An 18,855-nucleotide genomic window follows, 5' to 3' on the forward strand; every position below is an offset into this window, starting at 1 on the left:
AACTCTGATCTGAACCGAGGTGTACGCCATGGTGGCTCCGCCGGACAACGATGTGATCTGGGCGCGTTCCCTGCACCACTCCCACAACGGCTCACCCGCGCTCGGCGGGGTCTCCCTGGGCGTCCGCGACGGTGAGATCCTCGCCGTGACCGGCCCGCGCGGCAGCGGCAAAACGACTCTGCTGCACTGCCTCTCCGGTCAACTGGTGCCCCAGCAGGGCGAGGTGTGGTTCAACAGTGTCCCGGTCCACACCATGGGGCCGCGGCTGCGCGAGCGGCTGCGCCGGGACCGGTTCGGCTGGATCGCGCCCGAACCCCAGCTCGTACCCGAGCTGAACACCTGGGAGAACGCGGCGCTTCCGCTGCTGCTGCGCGGCACATCGCACCGGGTCGCGAAGAAGGCCGCCATGGAGTGGCTGGAGCGGCTCGACATCGGCATGTGCGCCGAGAAGCGGCCGCACACGCTGCTCCAGGGGCAGCGCCAGCGGATCGCCGTGGCCCGCGCGCTGGCCGGCACGCCCACGGTCATCTTCGCCGACGAGCCGACCGCGACACTGCACCGCGCCGACCGCTCCCATGTGCTGCGAACGCTCATGAGCGCGGCCCGCTCGCACAGCATCACGATCGTGCTCGCCACCCATGACGCGGAGGTCGCCTCGCTCGCCGACCGCACGGTCCCGCTGCTGGACGGCCGCCGTGTCACCACCGTCGCCCTGCCCTCCGTGTCCGATACGGAAGGCCACGCGGCGTGCTCGCTCTCCGTCTAGCCCGCGGCACCCATCCGCTGGTCCACGTGCGGCGGCTGCTGGTCGCGGCCGCCTCCGCCGGGGTCGGCTTCCTGCTGCTGTGCACCCTGGAGTACGCGTCCACGCATCCGGCATACTCGACCACCGCCGCGCTGCGGCTGCTGTGGTGCTTCGTACCGCTGGCCGCCACCGTGCAGTTCGCGGTCGCGGTGGCCCGCACGGATCCCAGTACGCGCCCGCGTCCGGGACTGTCCGCCGTCGGTCTCGGACCGTTCCGGCTCAGCGTGCTGGCCGCGGTCTCCACCGCGGTGTCCTGCACCCTCGGGTCGATGGTGGCGCTGCTCCTCTTCCTGCATCTGCGCGGCGATCTGACCGGCCTGCCGTTCGACGGGGCGGCGGCCGGTCTGCTCGGCGCAGGCGCCCCGTTGCCGGTGGCCGCGGCCCTCATGCTGCTGGCGCTGGCACCGGTGTCCGCGGCGACGGCAAGTGCGATGGCGCTGCGCACCCAGCCGGTGCGGGCGGCGGTGCCGGACGACGAGCAGGACATCGCGCCGGACGACCAGATGCCGGCTCCGGCACCGGCGCCGACCGGACTGCCGTGGGGTGTGGCGCTGACAGCAGTCGGTCTCGCGGTCGAGGCGTACTCGAGCCGTGATGGCGTGGGCAGTGCGTTCCCCCTGCCGGGGAAGCTCGACACCACCCCGGCGTGGGTACTGGCGGGATGGTCGCTGACCGCGATCGGTCTGGCCATGGCAGGCCCCGGACTGACGCACTTCGCCGGACGGCTGCTGCAGGCGATGCGCCCTGGAGCCGTACGCCTGCTGGCCGGAAGGATGCTGATGGACGAGGCGCACCGGATCGGCCGGCCGCTGGGTGCGGTCTGCGCGGTGCTCTCCGCGGTGATCGCGGCCTTCGCGCTGTACGGGACGGGACCGCGTCCCTTCGGCCCGCTCACCGCGCTCGGCGCCGTACTGGTCCTGGGCTGTACGACGGCGACGCTGCTGACCTCCGCCCTCGAGGCGAAGCAGGCCCGCGCCCACGTGGTTCGGATGCTGCTGCGACTCGGTGCGCCGGCCTCGGCGCTGCGGGCCGCGACGGCCCTGCGCGTCGCCGTCCTGCTGGTCGTGTTCGCCCCGATCACGTGGGCGATCGCCGAATTGGCCGCGCTGCCGCTGACCGGCTGAGGGACCGTCGGCCGGCCGTGAAGACGGTCGGCGGTCAGCCGAGGTGCCGGAAGGCGGGCCAGATCTCCGGCCAGGGCTCGCGCAGACCCCGGCAGATCCAGACCTCCGCGCCCTGTTCCTCGTTGTCGACTCCGTACCCGTTGTCGATCCGGGCGGCGGGTTCCACCTCGCGCCAGTAGCGCCGCAGTTCGCCCGCGCTCCGGGCCCCGACGAAGAGCGTCACGGCGCTGCGGTCCGACGGCGGCGGCCCCCACCGGTGGTAGGCGTTGTGCCCGCTGTACGCGGTCGGCAGCCCGTACGCGTCGCCGTACCGCGCGAGTGCCCCCGCCTCACCGTAGTTGCGGGTCACGATCGTCGTCGCCCCGCGCTCCGCGGGCGGCAGCGTCCGGTACACCCGGCTCACGGTCGCAGCGAGTTGCGGCCAGCCGACCGTCTCGGCGCTGTCCCCGTTGACGGCCGGCTGCGGACTGTCGGCGAACGCGGCGAGCGGCACGACAGGCAGCCCGATGAGTACGGTGACCGCACCACTGACTGCCACGATCCCGGTACGCACTCCGCGCCAGGCTCTGCGGCCCGCGCGTGCGAGCCACTCCTCGACGGTGAGCGCGCCCGCGGCCAGCAGTACCGGATAAGCGCCGCCCTGGTAGTAGGCCTTGCCGCCGGTGACCAGGAACACGAGGGCCAGTGCCCCGTACGCCCAGACGAACAGCCGGTACGGACGCAGTCGTTCCACCCGGCCCAGCTGCCACAGTCCCACCGCCCACAGGGGCGCCATCAGCGGTCCGGTGAGCAGAAGTTGGAACGGCAGGAAGCCCGCCCTGCCCCCCTGGTCTCCGTCCTGCGCGATCGCCCGGGCCAGCTCGAACTGCGGCCAGCCGTGCGCCGCCTGCCACAGCAGATCGGGCAGGGAGATCAGGAGCGCGAGCGCCGCGCCCGCCGGCAGCCAGCGGGTACGCAGGACTGTGCGCGGACCTGCCGCGAACATCCCGGTGAGCAGGGCGACGACGAAGAGCACCACCAGGTACTTGTTGAGCAGACCGACCCCGGTGACCAGCCCGATCATCAGCCACAGCCGGTGCGCACGGGTACGCACCATACGGACCACGAGCCAGCTGATGAGCGTCCAGACCAGCAGGTCGAGGGTGGTCGTGGAGAGCAGGTGCCCGGAGATGACGGTGAGTGGGGCGACCGCCCAGGCAAGGGCGGCGAGCGTCTGCGCGCGGGCGCCGCCGCCGAGTTCCCGGGCGATCAGTCCGACGAGCAGCACGGTCAGGGCGACCGCGACGGCCGAGGCGGTGCGCAGCGCGGTCGGTGAATCCCCGAGGAGCGCGGTCTCGGCGCGGGCCAGCAGGACGACGAGCGGCGGCTGGTCGTCGTATCCCCAGGCCAGGTGGTCGCCTGCGGCCCGGTAGTACAGCTCGTCGCGGTGGTAGCCGTAGCGGGCACCGAGCGCGAGAAGGAGCACCCCGGTCCCGGCGGAGACGGCGGCGATGCGACGCAGCGCGAGGGGAGGCGGGACCGGTGGTACGGGCGTGCGCACCACTTGGTCCCGGTCCGCCCCAGGAGTCACGTCCGTCACGGTGCCACCTCCCGGCTCGGGGGCATATGACCGTACGAAAGGAGCTGTACCCCCCGGCCGGTACGTAGCATGACAGCGTGGACAACCCGGACGACAGCATTCCTGCACCCGGCATCGAGATCGAGTCGGTCGCCGAGTTCGACGCCGCGGTCGCCGCAGGGACACTGGCCCGACATCGCATCCAGTCCGTCGACCTGACGGACCGCAGCGCCGCGCTGCTCGCCGCCGACACGTCCGGCGCCGTCTTCCTCGGCTGCCGGATGACGCCCGAAGCGGCCGCGAAGGTGCGAGCCGAGGGGGCGTTCGTCTTCCCGCCCGTGCCGGGGCTGCCCTTCGACCCGTACCGCGGCCTGCTCTACTCCCCCGACGCGCTCTACGCAGGACTCGCGGACGGAGGCTACGAGGCGACGCCCGACGCCCGCGCGTACCGATGGTTCCGGCAGACCCGGGCCAACGGCGACACCTTCGCCTCGATGCTGCGGGCGCTCCACGACGACGCGGTCTCCGACGCGCTGGACGAACTTCTCACCGGGGCCCGGGTGGTCGGGGTGATGGGCGGCCACGCAACGCCCCGCGGCAGCGCCGCGTACGCGGCCGCGGCCCGGCTGGGCAGAACGCTGGCCCGCAGCGGACTGATGGTGGCCACCGGCGGTGGCCCCGGCGCGATGGAGGCGGCGAACCTCGGCGCCTACGCAGCTCCGCACCCCGATCCGATGCTGGACAAAGCCTGCGAACTCCTGGCGGCCGTGCCCTCGTTCACCCCGTCGATCACCGAATGGGCGCTGGCCGCCTTCACCGTACGGCAGCGATGGCCGGACGGAGGCGGCTCGGTCTCCATCCCCGCCTGGTTCTACGGTCACGAGCCGCCGAACCCGTTCGCGGACCACATCGCCAAGTACTTCGCCAACGCGCTGCGCGAGGACGGACTGCTCGCCCGCTCCACCGCGGGCGTGATCTTCCTGCCGGGCGCCGCCGGAACCGTGCAGGAGATCTTCGACAACACGACGCCGAACTACTACGGCTCACGCGGCACACCGACGCCGATGGTGCTGGTCGGCAGCGCCCACTGGACGGACGAACTGCCCACCTGGCCGCTGCTCCGGGCGCTCGCCGCGGGCCGGCCGATGGAGTCCCGTATCGCACTGGTCGACACGGTGGACGAGGCCCCCCGAGGCACTCGCCCGGCTGACCGGCCGAGGGGCCGGCCGAGAGCCTGTCCGGTTCAGATCGCTGCGAGCCGGTTGACCAGCGCGTCGAAGAAGGCCTCCCAGCCGTCCTCGGCCGCCGCGTACTGCTCGGGCGTGAGGTTGCCGCCGCGCTGCTGGAAGACCATTTCGGTGGTCTTGCGGCCGCGCTCGGCGAAGGTGACGGTGACGATCTCGCCTTCGATGTCGGCAGGCGCGCCGGCGTCCTTCAGCGTGAAGACCAGCCGCTCCGGCGCGACCACCTCGCGGTAGACCCCGTGGAACGGCATCTCGGTGCCCGGCACCACGATGACCAGGCTCCACGTGCCCCCCGGCCTGACGTCCATCGACACCCGGTCGAGCGGCACATCGGCGTCGCCGCCGTACCAGGCGGCGAAGTGCTCGGGGGTCGTCCAGGCCGCGAAGACCTGTTCCCGCGGGGCGTCGAAGACGCGGGTGATGTCGATGCCCTCGCGTGCCGTTCCAGTCATAGTCCCTGCCCTTTCGGAGTCGTTCCGGATCTTCCCCCGTCGCATGAGGTGTTCCCCGAAACGGCCGAAACTGCTCTTCCGGAACACCCGGTAGTGGTCCCCACCGCGTGGCGTCGCGAGCGGCACCGACGCGCCGCCCGCGATCAGCCCGCCGCGGGCAGCACCACCGTCTCCGACGCGTCGAACGTCACGCCGACCTTCGCACCCTCCTGGGGGGTGTCCCGCAGCGGGCACTCCGCCTCCAGGAGCGGACCGCTGTCGGGGTGCAGTGTCACGGCGACATGGTTGCCCCGGAAGGTGCGGGCGCCGACCGTACACGGCAGGCCGTCCGCCGGGCCGCCGATCCGTACGCCCGCCGGACGCACCAGCAGAGCGCACGGGCCCTGCGGCGCCCCGTCCGGCACCGGCACCTTGCCCCACCTCGTCGCCGCGGACGCGCCGGTCACCGTCGCATCCACCACATTGTCGAAACCCAGGAACCGGGCGACGAACGCGGAGGCGGGGCGTTGCCAGACCTCCAGCGGAGTGCCCACCTGGGCGATGCGTCCGTCGCGCATCACAACGACCCGGTCCGCGAGGGCGAACGCCTCGCCCTGGTCATGGGTGACGGCGAGCACCGTCGTACCCAACCGGGCGAACAATGTGCGCAGTTCGACGACGAGGCGTTCGCGCAGGCTGCGGTCGAGCTGGCCGAGCGGTTCGTCGAGCATCAGCAGTTTCGGTCGCGGGGCGAGCGCCCGCGCGAGAGCGACGCGCTGCTGCTCGCCGCCGGACAGCGCGGCGACAGCCCGCCTTTCGCTGCCGGGCAGGCCCACCAGTTCGAGGAGTTCGGCGACCCTGCGGTCCTGGTCGCCACGGGTCGCTCCGTGCATCCGCAGCCCGAAGGCGACGTTGGCGCCGACGTCCCGGTGCGGGAAGAGCTGATGATCCTGGAACATCAGCCCCAGACCGCGCCGATGCACCGGTACGTCGGTCTGGTCGACGCCGTCGAGGAGCACCCGGCCGCCGTCCGGAGGGTGCAGTCCGGCGACCACCCGCAGCAGTGTCGACTTGCCGCTGCCACTCGGCCCCAGCACACAGACGATCTCGTGGTCCGCGACCTCCAGATCCACCGCGTCGAGCGCCGCCCGCCTCCCGAAGAGGACGGTGGCGGCTTCCAGTGTCAGCATGTCCAGAACACCCCGAGCATCTTCAGAACTCCCCGGACCGGTCCGGGCGGATACGTTCGAGCAACAGCAGCGACACCGCGCACACCAGCATCAAAATCGTGCTGAGGGCCATCGCCTGGCCGTAGTTGAGCTCCCCGGACCGCCCGAGCAGCCGGGCCACGGCGACCGGCAGCGTCGGGTTGTCGGGCCGCGCGATGAACACCGTCGCCCCGAACTCGCCGAGCGAGACGGCGAACGCGAAGCCCGCCGCGACCAGCAGCGCCCGCCGCACCAGCGGCAGGTCGACCTCGCGCCAGGCCCGCAGCGGTGACGCGCCGAGTACCGTCGCCGCCTCGCGCAGCCGACCGTCCACCGCCCGCAGGACAGGCAGCATCGTGCGTACGACGAATGGCACACCGACCAGCGCCTGGGCCAGCGGCACCAGGATCCAGGTGGTCCGCAGATCCAGCGGGGGTTTGTCCAGCGTGATCAGGAAACCGAAGCCGACGGTGACCGCGGACACCCCGAGCGGCAGCATCAGCAGCGCGTCGAAGCCGCGGACGAGCCGTCCGGCGCGCCTCGTCAGCGCCGCCGCCGCGAGCCCGCCGACGACCAGCGCGATCACGGTCGCGACCAAGGCGTACTGCAGTGAGTTCCAGATCGCCTCGAGCGGCGCGACCAGGAAAGTGCTGCCGCTCGCGTCCGCGGACTGCAGGGCGCGGTAGTAGGCGAAGCCGTGGCCGCCGGGCACGTCCAGCGAGCGCTCCACCAGCACACCGAGCGGCAGCAGGATCAGCACCAGCACGGTCAGCAGGACCCCGCCGAGCAACACCCACTGCCCGGCGCCGCGCGGCCTGCGGGCGGTCTGCGCCGGGTCGACCAGCTTCAGCGCCGTCTCCCTGCGCCGCACGGTCCACGCGTGTACGGCCAGGATCGCGCCGACGGCGGCGAACTGCACCATCGTCAGCACGGCGGCCGTGGGGAGGTCGAGCAGCTGAGCGGTCTGCCGGTAGATCTCCACCTCCAGCGTGGAGTACGCCGGACCGCCGAGGATCTGCACGACCCCGAAGGAGGTGAACGTGAAGAGGAAGACCATCAGCGCCGCGGCGGCCACGGCGGGCGCGAGGGCCGGCAGCGTCACCCGCCGCCACGCCGCGAACCGTCCGGCGCCCAGCACCCGGGCGGCCTCCTCCTGCCGTGGGTCGAGCTGCGACCACAGCCCGCCGACGGTCCGTACGACCACCGCGTAGTTGAAGAAGACATGGGCGAGCAGGATCGCCCACACGGTGGTGTCGAGCCGTACGCCCGCCAGTTCGTCGAGGAGGCCGCCGCGCCCCAGCAGCGCCAGGAAGGCCGTCCCGACGACGACGGTCGGCAGGACGAACGGCACGGTGACGACCGCTCGCAGCAGCTGTTTGCCGGGAAAGTCGAAGCGGGCGAGGACATAGGCGCCGGGCAGCGCGATCAGCAGGGTCAGCACGGTCGAGGCGAGCGCCTGCCAGGTGGTGAACCAGAGGACGTCGAGGATGTCCGGCCGGCTCAGCACCTCGCCGATCCGGCCGAACTGCCAGACGCCGTCGGCCTTCAGCCCGCGGCCGACTATCGCGACGACGGGGTAGGCGAAGAACACCACGAAGAACGCGACGGGCACGGCCATCAGGCCGAGCCGCACCGCGCTCCCGCGCCACGCCCTCGGGCGCGCGGCGCTCGCGCGCCCCGGCCGGGCGCGCCGACCTTCCTCGCGCGCGCCCGGGCCGGGTGCGGGCGTCTTCGCTACTTCACTACGAGCGAGGACCACGACTGGACCCACTGCTCACGGTTCTTGGCGATGGTGTCGGGGGCCACGGTGGTCGGCTTGTCGACCGTCGCACCGAATTCGGTGAAGATCTCCGGCAGCTTCGCGTCCTTGGTGACCGGGCTCACGAACATGTTGAGCGGCATGTCCTCCTGGAACTTCTTGCTGATCAGGAAGTCCAGCAGCGCCTTGCCCCCCGCCTCGTTCTTCGCGCCGTTCAGCAGCCCCGCGAACTCGATCTGCCGGAAGCAGGTGCCGGTCGCGACCCCCGTCGGGGCCTCGGTCGGCTGCGGCTTCGCGTACAGCACCTCGGCCGGCGGGCTGGAGGCGTACGACACGACGAGCGGCCGGTCGGCCTTGGTCTTCTTGCCGCCCGCGGAGCCGGAGAACTCCTCGTTGTACGCCTGCTCCCAGCCGTCGACAACCTTGACGCCGTTGCTCTTCAGCTTCTTCCAGTAATCCTGGTAGCCGCTCTCGCCGTAGGTGGCGACGGTGCCCAGCAGGAAGCCGAGCCCGGGCGACGAGGTCGCGGCGTTCTCCGTGACGAGGAGGTTCTTGTACGCGGGCTTCGCCAGATCATCGAAGGTCGTCGGCGGCGCGAGCTTCCTGTCGGCGAAGTACTTCTTGTCGTAGTTGATGCAGATGTCGCCGGTGTCGATCGGCGTGACCCGGTGCTTGGTCGCGTCCAGCTGGGTGTCGGCCGCGACCCGGTCGCTGCCCTTCGCTTCGTACGGCGTGAACAGACCGTTGTCGAGGGCGCGGGAGAGCAACGTGTTGTCGACGCCGAAGAACACATCGCCGCGCGGGGAGCCCTTGGTCAGGATCTCCTGGTTGAGTGCGGCGCCGGCGTCACCGCTCTTGAGCACCTTGACGGTGTAGCCGGTCTCCTCGGTGAACGCCTTCAGTACGTCCTTGGAGGCGTTGAAGGAGTCATGGCTGACCAGGGTCACGGTCTTGGACCCGGAGCCCTTCGTGCCGCCGGACCCGGAGGCCGAGCCGTCGGAACTGCCGCAGCCGGCGAGTGCCGTGACGCCGAGCGCGGCGGCGACGGCCGTCGCCGCAAGCTGCTTGGTGCGGCGCGTGGTACTGGTGGTGCTCATTGTTGATTCCTCCTGGGTTTGACCAGGAAGAGACGCGGCCCTGCCCGCCGGGAGGCGGGCAGGGCGCAACAGCATGAGTTGATGACCGAACTTCCTACCCGGAATGACCCGGGCGAGGTTCAGAGGGTCTGCGGCCAGCCTGTCGTCGGTGCCGCACTCTCAGCGCTGTGGCGCTCCCCTGTCGGAATATGAAATTGATTTCGGCCCAGACTACACGGGCCGTTCCTCAGCGCTCGGATGCAGCCAGCTGCCCGCACGCCCCGTCGATCTCCTGACCGCGGGTGTCCCGCACGGTCACGGGCACCCCGTGGGAGGCGATCGCCTCGACGAACGCCTTCTCGTCCTCGGGTCGCGAGGCCGTCCACTTCGAGCCGGGCGTCGGGTTCAACGGAATCAGATTGACATGCACGCGCTTACCCTTGAGGAGCCGGCCGAGCAGGTCACCACGCCAGGCCTGGTCGTTGATGTCGCGGATCAGCGCGTACTCGATGGAGATCCGGCGGCCGGACTTCTCCGCGTACTCCCAGGCCGCGTCGAGCACCTCGCGTACCTTCCAGCGCGTGTTCACCGGCACGAGCGTGTCCCGCAGCTCGTCGTCCGGCGCATGCAGCGAGACCGCGAGCCGGCACTTGAAGCCCTCGTCGGCGAAGCGCAGCATGGCCGGCACCAGGCCCACGGTGGAAACAGTGATCCCGCGCTGCGACAGACCGAGACCGTCCGGCTCGGGGTCGGTCAGCCGGCGGATCGCGCCGACCACCCGCTTGTAGTTGGCCAGGGGCTCACCCATGCCCATGAAGACGATGTTGGAGAGCCGCGCGGGCCCGCCCGGCACCTCTCCGTCGCGCAGCGCCCGCATGCCGTCCACGATCTGGTGGACGATCTCGGCGGTCGACAGATTGCGGTCCAGGCCGGCCTGCCCCGTCGCGCAGAACGGGCAGTTCATCCCGCATCCGGCCTGCGACGAGATGCACATCGTCACCCGCTCCGGGTACCGCATGAGGACGGACTCGACCAGCGTCCCGTCATGCAGCCTCCACAGCGTCTTACGGGTGGTGTCCTCGTCACAGCTGATGTGCCGGACCACGGACATCAGGTCGGGGAACAACGCCTCGGCGAGCTTGTCCCGCGAACCGGCCGGGATGTTGGTCCACTCCGCCGGGTCGTGCGCGTACCGCGCGAAGTAGTGCTGAGACAGCTGCTGCGCGCGGAAAGGCTTCTCGCCGATCGCGGCGACGGCTTCCTTGCGCTCGGCGGGCGTGAGGTCGGCGAGGTGCCGCGGCGGCTTCTTGGCTCCGCGGGGCGCGACGAAAGTGAGTTCTCCGGGCTTAGGCATGGTTCCTCCAGTGTTGCAGACACGCCGTGGTAGCAGAGGCCTTCGCCAGGTCAGGAAGGGTGCGGTGCATACACGCCCGGTCGCCGTTGGTCGTCATCAGTCGACGTCGGTGGCCCTTTGACGGCCCACAGACGGCCCAGAGACGGCCCAGCGCCCCAAGTGGCAGTGACCGATTGCACTACAGAGAGGACGTGCGCACAGCACCTCACCGAGACCTAGAATCGAATGCGTGTCCGAAAACCTCTCTCGTCTGGATCGCCTGCGCATCGTGCGCGAGTGGCAGGCGTACCAGCTCGGCCGAACCGATCGGACGATCGCCGAGCTGGAAGAACGCGAGGCCGCAGCCGCCCGGGCAGCACGCACCCTGCCGCCGCCGGCACCCGACTGGAAACTCTCCCTGCTGCGCGCGGGCGGCACCTCCCATGCCGACGCCGTCCACACGGGCGACTGCGGCATGGGCGGCAGGAGAACCAAGCCGATGACCCGGGAGCAGGCCCTGCGTGCGCTCACGGAAGACGGCATCACGGCCTGCCCGTACTGCCGGCCGGACAGAGAGCTGGGAGTGCTGTGAACCACGGACCATCGGAACCTGAGGACATGAGCGAAGCACCCATCGTCATCCACCGCACAGCCGGAACGGGTGGCCGACGGGTGACAATCCGCGCCCAGGCCGCGGGCCTCGCCGGCAGCGACAACGACGTGATCGAGTTCCTACGCCGCGCGGGCCTGCCCGACGCCGGTGACGTGCTTGACGACCCACGATGGGTGCAATGGCAGGGCGGGCGCCCACACGAGTACGACGCAGCCTCCGTCGATGAGACTTCCGGCCCGCTCGGCCCCCGGCTGTAGGTAGACCCCACAGCAACGTCCGAGTCGAGACAGGTGGGTCGACACTCGCTTCAGGAGTTCGATCCCCGGTTGGCTACTTCTAAAGCCCCGGGCTCAGGCATGGTGCTTGCAGTTTCGCAGACGGAAGAGTGAGGGCCCGCCGCCCTGTGGGCAACGGACCCTCACTCGTAAAAACGCAGGTCAGGATGGGCGACGACCCGACTGTTCAGCTGGAGCCGACGAAAAGCACCAGCAGCAGCCAGACCACCGGAGCGGTCGGCAGCAGCGAGTCCAGCCGGTCCATGATCCCGCCGTGCCCCGGCAGCAGCGTGCCCATGTCCTTGATCCCGAGATCCCGCTTGATCATGGACTCACCCAGGTCACCGAGAGTGGCACTGGCGGCGACGGCGAGGCCGAGCAGCAGACCCTGCCACCAGGTGCCACCATCGATCAGGAACTGCATGCACAGCGCACCGGCGACCATCGCGAATGCGACCGCCCCGAACAGGCCCTCGCGGGTCTTGCCGGGGCTGATCCGCGGTGCGAGCTTGTGCTTGCCGAAGCGCCAGCCGACGGCGTACGCCCCCGTGTCACTGACCACGGTCAGCAGCAGGAAGGTGAGGACCCGCTGCGGCCCGTCGTCCGCGCTCAGCAGCATCGCGACGAAGGTGGCCAGGAACGGTACGTAGAACGCGGCGAAGACCCCGGCCGTGACGTCCTTGAGGTACCCCTCCGGCGGTTCGGTCATCCGCCAGACGAGCACCGCCAGGGCGGTCAGCGCCATCGCGACCCACGCGCCCTCGGCGCCGCGGACATAGCCGGCCACGATCATCGCCGCGCCGCCGACCGCGAGCGGTACGAGCGGCGCCTTGATGCCCTTGCGCTCCTCGAGCCGGGAGGTGAGCTCCCAGAGGCCGACGACGACGGCGATCGCTATCACGCCGATGAAAACGGCCTTGACGACGAAGAGCGAGGCGACGATGACGGCACCGAGCCCCACGCCGACCCCTATGGCGGCTCGCAGATCACGGCCCGCACGTTTCTTCTGCGGGGGCGGCGGGGTGGACATGGGCTCCTGCGGCTTCTCGTCACGGAACAGGGGGCCACCGCCCCGGCGGGCGGCTCCCCTGTCCCGCTCGTCACGGTCGTCACGGTCGTCACGGTCGTCAGCGTCTCTACCTGCGTCGGGAACGTCAGGCACGATGGGCATGGGCCGAGTGTGCTGGGCGTCATGCACATCGAATGCAGGACCCGCCGGAGCAGCCTGCATCTCGGGCGCACCCCAGTAGCCGGCCTGCGGGGCGCCCCAGGAAGAGTCGTTCATCAGACTTCGAGCAGCTCGGCTTCCTTGTGCTTGAGCAGCTCGTCGACCTGCGCGACGTACTTCGCGGTGGTGTCGTCGAGCTCCTTCTCGGCGCGGCGCACCTCGTCCTCGCCGGACTCCTTGTCCTTGACCAGCTTGTCCAGGGTCTCCTTGGCCTTGCGGCGGACGGCCCGGATCGAGATCTTGGAGTCCTCGGCCTTCGTCTTCGCGACCTTGATGTAGTCGCGGCGACGCTCCTCGGTGAGGTCCGGGAAGTTCACCCGGATGATATTGCCGTCGTTGCTCGGGTTGACGCCGAGGTCGGAGTCGCGAATCGCCTGCTCGATGTTGCGCAGAGCGCTCTTGTCGAACGGCGTCACGACGGCCATCCGCGGCTCGGGAACCGAGAAAGAGGCCAGCTGGTTGATCGGGGTCAGCGCGCCGTAGTAGTCGGCGACGATCTTGTTGAACATCGCCGGGTGCGCACGGCCGGTCCGGATCGCGGCGAAGTCCTCTTTCGCGACCACGACGGCCTTCTCCATCTTCTCCTCGGCCTCGAGGAGGGTTTCTTCGATCACCACGTGCTCCTGCGTGTCTAGAGTGGGCCCGGCTTGCTCCGGCCCGGCGGGTCCTGCGTCGCGTCCTCACCTGCACGGTGTCCGACCGGCAGGCCGTTGTCCATCCTTCGGGGCCCCTCCAGGAGTTTTCCCGGAGAGCCCCGGGACTGCACCGGGATTCCCCGGAACCGTCCCCCGGTTCTCAGGCCCGGGTGCCCTGGTCGCTCACGAGCGTGCCGATCTTCTCACCCTTGACGGCACGGGCGATATTGCCGGTCGCGGTGAGCTCGAAGACAAGGATCGGCAGCCGGTTGTCACGGCAGAGCGTGATGGCGGTGGCGTCGGCGATCTTGAGATCGCGGGCGAGCACCTCGCTGTACTCCAGAGCGTCGAACTTCACCGCGTCGGGGTTGGTCTTGGGGTCGGAGTCGTAGACACCGTCCACACCGTTCTTGCCCATCAGCAGGCCCTCGGCGTCGATCTCCAGAGCGCGCTGGGCGGCAGTGGTGTCGGTGGAGAAGTACGGCATGCCCATACCGGCACCGAAGATGACGACGCGGCCCTTCTCCAAGTGGCGCACGGCGCGCAGCGGGATGTACGGCTCCGCGACCTGGCCCATGGTGATGGCGGTCTGGACCCGGGAGTCGATGCCCTCCTTCTCCAGGAAGTCCTGGAGAGCAAGGCAGTTCATGACCGTGCCGAGCATGCCCATGTAGTCGGAGCGCGCCCGGTCCATGCCGCGCTGCTGGAGCTCGGCGCCGCGGAAGAAGTTGCCGCCGCCGATGACGACCGCGATTTCGGCACCGCCCCGGACGACCGCCGCGATTTCCCGGGCAATGGCGTGTACGACGTCGGGGTCGACACCGAGACCCCCGCCGCCGGCGAACGCCTCGCCGGACAGCTTCAGCATGAAGCGCCCGGGCACCTTGCCGTCCTCGCGCTTGTGGTCACCTTGTGCGGCGTCCGCGCCCTTGTTCATGGAGTTTCTCCTCGTGCACATACGAAGAAGGCCATTGCCGGTGGGTCTGGTGTCCCTCAGCGGCAATGGCCTCCTCGTCAGATCTGCGGTCGTACGGCAGGTGTGCGGCCGTACGACTGCACTAGACCCTATCGGGGTCCACCGTTTTTCGCGGACGGACTCAGATGCCGACCTTGATGCGCGAGAAGCGCTTCAGGGTGACACCGGCCTCGTCCAGGACCTTCTGGACAGACTTCTTGTTGTCCTTGGCGAAGGCCTGCTCCAGGACGACGACGTCCTTGAAGAAGCCGTTGACGCGACCCTCGACGATCTTCGGAAGGGCGGCCTCGGGCTTGCCCTCCTCGCGAGAGGTGGCCTCGGCGACCCGACGCTCGTTCTCGACCGTCTCGGCCGGGACCTCGTCGCGGTTGAGGTACTTCGGGGCGAAGGCAGCGATGTGCTGCGCAACGTCCTTGGCGACCTCGGCGTTCTCCTTGTCCAGCTCGACGAGCACGCCGACCTGCGGCGGGAGGTCGGGCATGGTGCGGTGCATGTACGCAGCCACGTAACCGCCGGTGAACTGCGCGAAGCGGTCCAGGACGATCTTCTCACCGAGGTTGGCGTTGGCCTCGTCGACGTACGCCTGGACGGTCTTGCCGGCCTCGATCTCGGAGGCGAGCAGCGTGGCCAGGTCGGCCGGCGAGGTCGCGGCGACGTGGGCGGCGAGCGCGTCGGCGACGGCGAGGAACTTCTCGCCCTTGGCGACGAAGTCCGTCTCGCACTTGAGCTCGAGCAGGACGCCGGAGGTCTTGTCCTCGGAGATGAGGGAGACAACGGCGCCGTTCTCGGCAGAACGGCCCTCGCGCTTGGCGACGCCCTTCTGGCCCTTGATACGGAGGGCCTCGACAGCCTTGTCGACGCTGCCGTCGGCCTCGTCGAGCGCCTTCTTGCAGTCCATCATGCCGGCGCCGGTGAGCTCACGGAGCTTCTTGACGTCAGCGGCGGTGTAGTTCGCCATGAGTCTGTGTTTCTCTCTCGAAGTCTGAAAGATCTACGGGTGAACGGCGGGGGCGGTGCTTGTGGCACCGGCCCCCGCCGTCATTCAGCCGTGACGCAGTGGTCAGGCCTGCTCGGCGTCCGCGGCCGGAGCCTCGGCAGCGGCCGGAGCCTCAGCAGCGACCGGAGCCTCAGCAGCGGCCTCGGCCTCGGCCGGCGTCTCGGCGGCGTCCGCGACCTTCTCGGTCTCGGCGGACGTCTGCACCTCGGCGTCGTCCTTCTTCTCGCCCTCGAGCAGGTCGCGCTCCCACTCGGCGAGCGGCTCGCCGGCGGCCTTCTCGCCCGGCTTCGAGTCGCCGGTCGCGGCGCCGGAGCGGGCGATGAGGCCCTCGGCGACGGCGTCGGCGATCACGCGGGTGAGCAGGGTGACGGAGCGGATCGCGTCGTCGTTGCCCGGGATCTTGTAGTCGACCTCGTCGGGGTCGCAGTTGGTGTCGAGGATCGCGACGACCGGGATGTGGAGCTTGCGCGCCTCACCGACGGCGATGTGCTCCTTCTTGGTGTCGACGATCCAGACGGCGCTGGGCACCTTCTGCATCTCGCGGATACCACCGAGGGTCTTCTCCAGCTTGGTCTTCTCGCGGGAGAGAACCAGGAGCTCCTTCTTGGTGAGGCCGGAGGCGGCCACGTCCTCGAAGTCGATCTGCTCGAGCTCCTTCAGACGCTGAAGGCGCTTGTAGACGGTGGAGAAGTTGGTGAGCATGCCACCGAGCCAACGCTGGTTGACGTACGGCATGCCGACGCGCGTCGCCTGCTCGGCGATGGCCTCCTGGGCCTGCTTCTTCGTACCCACGAACATGATGGAGCCGCCGTGCGCGACGGTCTCCTTGACGAACTCGTAGGCGCGGTCGATGTACGACAGCGACTGGAGCAGGTCGATGATGTAGATGCCGTTGCGCTCGGTGAAGATGAAGCGCTTCATCTTCGGGTTCCAGCGACGGGTCTGGTGACCGAAGTGGACGCCGCTTTCCAGCAGCTCCCGCATCGTGACGACGGCCATGGCCGTACTCCTTGAGGTGCTCGGTTGTCGCGACCGCAGGATTGCTGTCGCGCCTGACGCCCCGACGCGCCGTGCCACAAGGGACCGAGGAGCGCGGCCACCGTCCAGAGAGGGAGGTGGCGGGGCGTGCGAAGTCGACCCGGTGACCCGGATCGCCACAAGAAGTGTACGGGACCCATCGGGTGCCGGGTGACGGCGATGTCCACAACCGGCCGGTAGTCCACAGATCCGGTCCGTGATCCCCATGGATCCGCCGGGTGCGGGACGGTTCCGGTCATGCGATACACACCTGAACCGCCCGCTGCGCGACGCGGTGAGCCGGGCCGTCCCCGTCGGGCTCGGGCCCTGCTCGCGGCGGTGGCCCTGACCGTATTCACTCTGCTGTGCAGTGCGCACGCCGCCACCGCCGCCGATGACTCCGGGTCCGGTGCCGAGCGCGTGTGGCCGCTCGAGGGGCGCCCTGCGGTCGTACGGGGGTGGGAACCGCCGGCCAGTGCCTACGGACGGGGGCACCGTGGCGTCGATCTCGCCGCCGGGCCCGGTACGCCGGTGCGCGCCGCCGCCTCCGGCCGGGTCTCGTTCGCGGGGCGCGTCGCGGGGCGCGGGGTGGTCGCGATCGAGGTGGCGGGGACGGGTGATCCGCCGCTGCGCACGACTTACGAGCCGGTGCGCGCGCTGATCGAGAAGGGCGAGGAGGCCGTCGCGGGGCAGGTGGTCGCGGTCCTGGAGGCCGGGCCGTTCCACTGTGCGTCCGGGTGTCTGCACTGGGGGCTGCGACGCGGTGACGCCTATCTGGATCCGCTGACCCTGCTGCCGCCGTCACTGCTTCGACGGGGCCCGTCCCGGCTGCTGCCGGTCGTCGGCGTGCCTGAACCGAGGCCGGACACGCCGGGCGCCATCGGATACGTGGCCCCTGCCGCACTGCTCGCCACGGCGGCCCTCCGGTCCGGGCGTCAGCCCCGGACGCCCCGCAGGATCATGGCGACAGCGGTGTCCGCGATCACGTCCGGTGCCTCCGCCACGCTCAGCTCGATACGGCGCACGGCGGCGTCCACCGAGCCCTGCAGCAGCATCGCCGCGAGCCTCGGCTGCTCGTGGCCGAGGTCGCCGAGCGCCTCGACGATCATGGCGATCAGCCCGCCGTGCGCGGCCCGGATCTTCTCGCGTGCGCCCGCGTCCAACTCACTCGCGGAGATGGCGACAACCGCCCGGTGCCGCCGGTCCCCGACCAGGTCGAGCTGGCGGCGCACATACGCCTCGATCTTTCCCTCAGGGGTCCCGGCCCGCTCCATGGCGTGCTCGACCTCGGCCGCCCAGACGGGGAAGTCGACGGCGCACAGCTCCTCGACGACGGCCGCGCGGGAGCGGAAGTACTCGTAGACGGAGGACCTGGCGAGGCCTGTGCGCTCGGCGAGAGCGGGAAAGGTCAACGCCTCCGTACCACCCTCGGACAGCAGGGATCGGGCAGCGTCCAGGAGGGCGCCGCGCTGCATGGTCCGGTGCTCGGCCACGGAGGCCGCTCGAATCCTGGGCACGGCTCCACTGTACGGCGGCACCTGCGGGAGAGGGTGGCGGACGGCACCGATCGCCGGCCGGGCACTGTCTCAGCGTCCGGCGTCGGCCAGTTTCGCACGAAGCTGCAGCACCGATTTGGTGTGGATCTGGCTGACTCGGCTCTCGGTGACCCCGAGCACGTTGCCGATCTCGGCGAGGGTGAGGCCCTCGTAGTAGTAGAGCGTGACGACCGTCTTCTCGCGGTCCGGGAGTGTGTTGATCGCCCGGGCGAGCAGCCGTCTGAGCTCACGGTCCTCGGCGACCTCCACGGGGTTGTCGGCTGCGGTGTCCTCCAGCGTGTCCATCAGGCTCAGCCGGTCACCGCCCTCGCCGCCGACATGCAGGAGCTCCTCCAGCGCGACCACGTTCGCCAGCGACAACTGGCTGAAAACCGCGTGCAGTTCTTCCAGCGTGATGTCCATTTCGGCGGCGACCTCCGGCTCGGAGGGGGTGCGCCGCAACTGCGCCTCCAGCGTGGCGTAGGCGCGCTCCACGGCCCGCGCCTTCTGCCGCACGGAGCGCGGGATCCAGTCCAGCGCCCGGAGTTCGTCGATCATCGCGCCACGGATGCGGGTGATTGCGTACGTCTCGAACTTGATGGCCCGTTCGATGTCGAACTTCTCGATCGCGTCGATCAGTCCGAAGACTCCCGAGGAGACGAAGTCCGCCTGCTCGACGTTGGACGGCAGTCCCACGCTCACCCGGCCCGCGACGTACTTCACCAACGGCGAGTAATGCAGGATCAGCTGCTCCCGCAGCCGCTCGTCGCCCGTGGACTTGTACGAACGCCACAACTCGTCGAGCGAGGAAGGGGCAGGAGGGCGCACAGTGCCACGCGCAGCCGGTGGTACTGGCGCACGGTCAGACCCGGAGGTGTGCTGGGGCATGTGGTGCCTTGAGCCGTTCTGCTGTGGACTGCTGGGGGACTTGTGTCTGGGCCGGAATCCTTGTGAGCGTAGCGTGACTGAAGTGTTGCGGTGCGCGAAGGATAGAGGATCGGCGCCGGGCACTTCCGGACGAATGGACATGACTGCGCTCCG

The 18,855-nt window shown here is 70.1% G+C and carries 17 protein-coding genes and 2 pseudogenes; 6 read left to right on the top strand and 13 right to left on the bottom strand.

What is annotated here, in order from left to right:
• Positions 1 to 28 precede the first annotated feature (28 nt).
• On the top strand, positions 29 to 766 hold the full coding sequence (locus tag ACWCP8_RS18680; protein ID WP_451116986.1) for an ABC transporter ATP-binding protein: 738 nt from the start codon (positions 29 to 31) through the stop codon (positions 764 to 766).
• On the top strand, positions 748 to 1,929 hold the full coding sequence (locus tag ACWCP8_RS18685; protein WP_451116988.1) for a hypothetical protein: 1,182 nt from the start codon (positions 748 to 750) through the stop codon (positions 1,927 to 1,929). Before ACWCP8_RS18680 ends, ACWCP8_RS18685 begins: the two co-directional genes overlap by 19 nt.
• Positions 1,930 to 1,963: 34 nt before the next feature.
• Here the strand turns inward: ACWCP8_RS18685 and ACWCP8_RS18690 are convergent, their stop codons facing one another.
• Positions 1,964 to 3,508 carry an ArnT family glycosyltransferase gene (locus ACWCP8_RS18690; RefSeq protein ID WP_451116990.1) on the bottom strand — a complete coding sequence of 515 codons (1,545 nt, stop codon included), beginning with the start codon at positions 3,506 to 3,508 and terminating at the stop codon, positions 1,964 to 1,966.
• A 77-nt stretch (positions 3,509 to 3,585) separates the two neighbouring features.
• Between ACWCP8_RS18690 and ACWCP8_RS18695 the strand changes: the two are divergent.
• Positions 3,586 to 4,753 (top strand): annotated as a pseudogene (locus ACWCP8_RS18695) (LOG family protein).
• Here the strand turns inward: ACWCP8_RS18695 and ACWCP8_RS18700 are convergent.
• The 5 genes from ACWCP8_RS18700 to rlmN all read right to left on the bottom strand — a co-directional run bounded on the left by ACWCP8_RS18700 (position 4,731) and on the right by rlmN (position 10,559).
• Positions 4,731 to 5,183: an SRPBCC family protein gene (locus ACWCP8_RS18700; RefSeq protein ID WP_355999109.1), complete on the bottom strand. Its 453-nt coding sequence runs from the start codon at positions 5,181 to 5,183 to the stop codon at positions 4,731 to 4,733. The pseudogene ACWCP8_RS18695 and the gene ACWCP8_RS18700 sit on opposite strands and share 23 nt — an antisense overlap.
• Positions 5,184 to 5,326: 143 nt before the next feature.
• A complete protein-coding gene (locus ACWCP8_RS18705; protein WP_352263191.1) occupies positions 5,327 to 6,352 on the bottom strand; it encodes an ABC transporter ATP-binding protein in 1,026 nt (341 codons plus the stop codon).
• Between the two features lie 22 nt (positions 6,353 to 6,374).
• Complete coding sequence (locus ACWCP8_RS18710) at positions 6,375 to 7,988, bottom strand: ABC transporter permease (protein ID WP_352263279.1); 1,614 nt, start codon at positions 7,986 to 7,988, stop codon at positions 6,375 to 6,377.
• A 116-nt stretch (positions 7,989 to 8,104) separates the two neighbouring features.
• Positions 8,105 to 9,226 (bottom strand): thiamine ABC transporter substrate-binding protein, encoded by a 1,122-nt coding sequence (locus tag ACWCP8_RS18715; protein ID WP_352263189.1) that lies wholly within the window; start codon positions 9,224 to 9,226, stop codon positions 8,105 to 8,107.
• Between the two features lie 226 nt (positions 9,227 to 9,452).
• Complete coding sequence (rlmN, locus tag ACWCP8_RS18720; RefSeq protein ID WP_451116993.1) at positions 9,453 to 10,559, bottom strand: 23S rRNA (adenine(2503)-C(2))-methyltransferase RlmN; 1,107 nt, start codon at positions 10,557 to 10,559, stop codon at positions 9,453 to 9,455.
• Between the two features lie 229 nt (positions 10,560 to 10,788).
• Here rlmN and ACWCP8_RS18725 point away from each other — a divergent pair, with 229 nt between their 5' ends.
• Complete coding sequence (locus ACWCP8_RS18725; protein WP_352263186.1) at positions 10,789 to 11,130, top strand: DUF6233 domain-containing protein; 342 nt, start codon at positions 10,789 to 10,791, stop codon at positions 11,128 to 11,130.
• Between the two features lie 26 nt (positions 11,131 to 11,156).
• Complete coding sequence (locus ACWCP8_RS18730) at positions 11,157 to 11,408, top strand: hypothetical protein (RefSeq protein WP_352263185.1); 252 nt, start codon at positions 11,157 to 11,159, stop codon at positions 11,406 to 11,408.
• A gap of 205 nt (positions 11,409 to 11,613) precedes the next feature.
• On the opposite strand, the gene ACWCP8_RS18735 is transcribed toward ACWCP8_RS18730, so the two are convergent.
• The 5 genes from ACWCP8_RS18735 to rpsB all read right to left on the bottom strand — a co-directional run bounded on the left by ACWCP8_RS18735 (position 11,614) and on the right by rpsB (position 16,261).
• Entirely contained in the window at positions 11,614 to 12,711 is a 1,098-nt protein-coding gene (locus tag ACWCP8_RS18735; protein WP_451116995.1) for a phosphatidate cytidylyltransferase, read from the bottom strand.
• Positions 12,711 to 13,268 carry a ribosome recycling factor gene (gene frr, locus ACWCP8_RS18740; protein ID WP_030928366.1) on the bottom strand — a complete coding sequence of 186 codons (558 nt, stop codon included), beginning with the start codon at positions 13,266 to 13,268 and terminating at the stop codon, positions 12,711 to 12,713. The genes ACWCP8_RS18735 and frr overlap by 1 nt, the downstream gene beginning before the upstream one ends.
• Before the next feature lie 181 nt (positions 13,269 to 13,449).
• Complete coding sequence (gene pyrH, locus ACWCP8_RS18745) at positions 13,450 to 14,226, bottom strand: UMP kinase (RefSeq protein WP_352263180.1); 777 nt, start codon at positions 14,224 to 14,226, stop codon at positions 13,450 to 13,452.
• Positions 14,227 to 14,386: 160 nt separating this feature from the next.
• The gene (gene tsf / locus ACWCP8_RS18750) at positions 14,387 to 15,223 is read right to left on the bottom strand and encodes a translation elongation factor Ts (RefSeq protein WP_327421913.1); all 837 of its coding nucleotides are present in this window, start codon (positions 15,221 to 15,223) and stop codon (positions 14,387 to 14,389) included.
• Positions 15,224 to 15,325: 102 nt separating this feature from the next.
• Entirely contained in the window at positions 15,326 to 16,261 is a 936-nt protein-coding gene (gene rpsB / locus ACWCP8_RS18755) for a 30S ribosomal protein S2 (protein ID WP_352263178.1), read from the bottom strand.
• A gap of 276 nt (positions 16,262 to 16,537) precedes the next feature.
• On the opposite strand from rpsB, the pseudogene ACWCP8_RS18760 reads away from it, so the two are divergent.
• Positions 16,538 to 17,137, top strand: a pseudogene (locus ACWCP8_RS18760) (peptidoglycan DD-metalloendopeptidase family protein); the annotation flags it as partial.
• Positions 17,138 to 17,214: 77 nt separating this feature from the next.
• Here the strand turns inward: ACWCP8_RS18760 and ACWCP8_RS18765 are convergent.
• Complete coding sequence (locus ACWCP8_RS18765) at positions 17,215 to 17,772, bottom strand: TetR/AcrR family transcriptional regulator (protein ID WP_352263277.1); 558 nt, start codon at positions 17,770 to 17,772, stop codon at positions 17,215 to 17,217.
• Positions 17,773 to 17,865: 93 nt separating this feature from the next.
• Positions 17,866 to 18,702, bottom strand: coding sequence for an RNA polymerase sigma factor WhiG (whiG, locus tag ACWCP8_RS18770; protein ID WP_352263176.1), 837 nt, complete (start codon positions 18,700 to 18,702; stop codon positions 17,866 to 17,868).
• Between the last annotated feature and the right edge of the window lie 153 nt (positions 18,703 to 18,855).

This window comes from Streptomyces sp. NPDC002206 (assembly GCF_053593595.1).

Bases quoted from the DNA above. Each gene is read 5' to 3' on its own strand.
- ACWCP8_RS18680 (WP_451116986.1), top strand. From the start codon at position 29: ATGGTGGCTCCGCCGGACAACGATGTGATCTGGGCGCGTTCCCTGCAC.
- ACWCP8_RS18700 (WP_355999109.1), bottom strand. From the start codon at position 5,183: ATGACTGGAACGGCACGCGAGGGCATCGACATCACCCGCGTCTTCGAC.
- ACWCP8_RS18705 (WP_352263191.1), bottom strand. From the start codon at position 6,352: ATGCTGACACTGGAAGCCGCCACCGTCCTCTTCGGGAGGCGGGCGGCG.
- ACWCP8_RS18710 (WP_352263279.1), bottom strand. From the start codon at position 7,988: ATGGCCGTGCCCGTCGCGTTCTTCGTGGTGTTCTTCGCCTACCCCGTC.
- ACWCP8_RS18715 (WP_352263189.1), bottom strand. From the start codon at position 9,226: ATGAGCACCACCAGTACCACGCGCCGCACCAAGCAGCTTGCGGCGACG.
- rlmN (WP_451116993.1), bottom strand. From the start codon at position 10,559: ATGCCTAAGCCCGGAGAACTCACTTTCGTCGCGCCCCGCGGAGCCAAG.
- ACWCP8_RS18730 (WP_352263185.1), top strand. From the start codon at position 11,157: ATGAGCGAAGCACCCATCGTCATCCACCGCACAGCCGGAACGGGTGGC.
- ACWCP8_RS18735 (WP_451116995.1), bottom strand. From the start codon at position 12,711: ATGAACGACTCTTCCTGGGGCGCCCCGCAGGCCGGCTACTGGGGTGCG.
- pyrH (WP_352263180.1), bottom strand. From the start codon at position 14,226: ATGAACAAGGGCGCGGACGCCGCACAAGGTGACCACAAGCGCGAGGAC.
- tsf (WP_327421913.1), bottom strand. From the start codon at position 15,223: ATGGCGAACTACACCGCCGCTGACGTCAAGAAGCTCCGTGAGCTCACC.
- rpsB (WP_352263178.1), bottom strand. From the start codon at position 16,261: ATGGCCGTCGTCACGATGCGGGAGCTGCTGGAAAGCGGCGTCCACTTC.
- whiG (WP_352263176.1), bottom strand. From the start codon at position 18,702: ATGCCCCAGCACACCTCCGGGTCTGACCGTGCGCCAGTACCACCGGCT.